Genomic DNA, 1,851 nt, shown 5'->3' on the forward strand with positions numbered 1-1,851 from the left:
GGCTCCAGTCCGGCGCCGGGGCCGGGGGAAAGCGTGATGTCGCGCACCTTCACCACCTCGCCGCAGGCCTTGCAGGTCAGCACCGGGCGCAGCGGCTGGCCGCAGGTCTGGTGGACGATGTGGTGCGAGGGGCAGCCGGGATCGAAGCGCCAGCGCATCTCCCAGCCCAGCAGCATCAGCGCCGAGTCGTAGAGGTCGCGGCCCATGGGCGTGAGGCGGTACTCGTAGCGCGGCGGCCGCGATTGATAGAGGACCCGCGCCAACAGGCCGGCGGTCTCAAGGCGCTTGAGCCGATCGGTCAGCAGCGAGCGCGCCACGCCCGTCATGGCCGCGAAGCCGTCGAACCGCTTCACGCCCATGAAGGCCGCGTACAGCGCCAGCAGGGTCCAGCGGTCGCCGATCAGGTTCAGCGCGCGGGCGGCTGAACTGCGGCGGACCATTGCCGGCGACGCGGCGGGGGCCTTCTGCGGGACCATGAGGCTTGGTGGGACGCTTCGGCGCGGCGTGTCAACGCCATGGACTTGATCTGAGTCACTTGTATAATCGAACTAACTACACAAACGGGAGGGGCCGGCATGGTCTATGTGCTGGGCGGTTGGCAGAGCGACTTCGCCGCCAACTGGGCGCGCGAGGGCAAGGAACTGGCCGACGCCTTCGCCGAGGCCGTGGGGCAGGGACTGGCCGCCGTTGACCTCGATCCGGAGGACGTCGAGACCGGCCACGTCGGCAACTTCGCCGCCGAGCTGTTCGCGGGCCAGGGCCTCTTGGGCGGCATGTTCGGCCTGGTCCATCCCGCCTTCGACGGCCTGCCGACCGCGCGGCACGAGGCGGCCTGCGCCTCGGGCAGCGTCGCGATCCTGGCGGCCACGGCCGAGATCGAGGCCGGGCGCTATGACTTGGCCTGCGTCGTCGGCATCGAGCAGATGCGCAACGTCCCCGGCCAGAAGGCGGCCGAGAACTTAGGAGCCGCCGCCTGGGCCGGACACGAGTTCCAGGACGCCCGCTTCCTGTGGCCGCGCGCCTTCTCCGACCTCGCCGACGAGTACGACCGGCGCTACGGGCTGAAGTACGAGCACCTGATGGCTATCGCCGAGGTCAACTTCGCCAACGGCCGGCGCAATCCCAACGCCCAGACGCGGAGCTGGGACTTTGGCCCCGAGGCCTTCACCGCCGACGACGCCGCCAATCCGGTGGTCGAGGGCCGCACGCGCAAGCAGGACTGCGGCCAGGTCACCGACGGGACCGCCGTGGTGTTTCTCGCTTCCGAAGCGCGGGCCAAGGCCTATGCGGACGAGCGCGGGATTTCGCTGGCGAGCATTCCGCGCATCAAGGGCTGGGGCCACCGCTCGGCGCCGCTCAGCTACGCCCGCAAGGTGGAGGCCTCGCGTGACAGCGACTATGTGTTCCCGCAGGTGCGCCGCGCCATCCTGGACGCCCGCGCCCGGGCCGGGAAGGCGCTGGACGTCTCGGGCATCGATGCGGTCGAGACCCACGACTGCTTCACCGCCACCGAATACATGGCCATCGACCATCTGGGCCTGACCGCGCCCGGCGAGAGCTGGAAGGCGATCGAGGCGGGCGACATCGCGATCGGCGGCAAGCTGCCGATCAACCCCTCGGGCGGCCTGATCGGGACCGGCCACCCCGTCGGCGCGACCGGCGTGCGGATGCTGCTCGACGCGTGGAAGCAGACCTCGGGCCGGGCGGGGGACTACCAGGTCGAGGGCGCGCGGACGGTGCAGACCCTGAACATCGGCGGATCGACCACGACGACGGTGAGTTTCGTCGTGGGGACGTAGGGCCAGATCCTCCCCCGCAATGCGGGGGAGGTGTCGCGGAGCGACGGAGGGG

2 protein-coding genes are annotated in these 1,851 nt (G+C 70.6%); one reads left to right on the forward strand and one right to left on the reverse strand.

The features are described 5' to 3' along the window. A partial coding sequence (locus tag AX690_RS11705; RefSeq protein WP_197426845.1) for a helix-turn-helix domain-containing protein occupies positions 1–476 on the reverse strand: 476 nt, incomplete at its 3' end. Between the two features lie 99 nt (positions 477–575). Here AX690_RS11705 and AX690_RS11710 point away from each other — a divergent pair. Next, complete coding sequence (locus AX690_RS11710) at positions 576–1,799, forward strand: acetyl-CoA acetyltransferase (RefSeq protein WP_066682136.1); 1,224 nt, start codon at positions 576–578, stop codon at positions 1,797–1,799. The last annotated feature ends 52 nt before the right edge of the window (positions 1,800–1,851 follow it).

Origin of the sequence: Caulobacter sp. CCH9-E1, assembly GCF_001556515.1 — a bacterium.
In the GTDB taxonomy this organism is placed as follows: Bacteria; Pseudomonadota; Alphaproteobacteria; order Caulobacterales; family Caulobacteraceae; genus Caulobacter.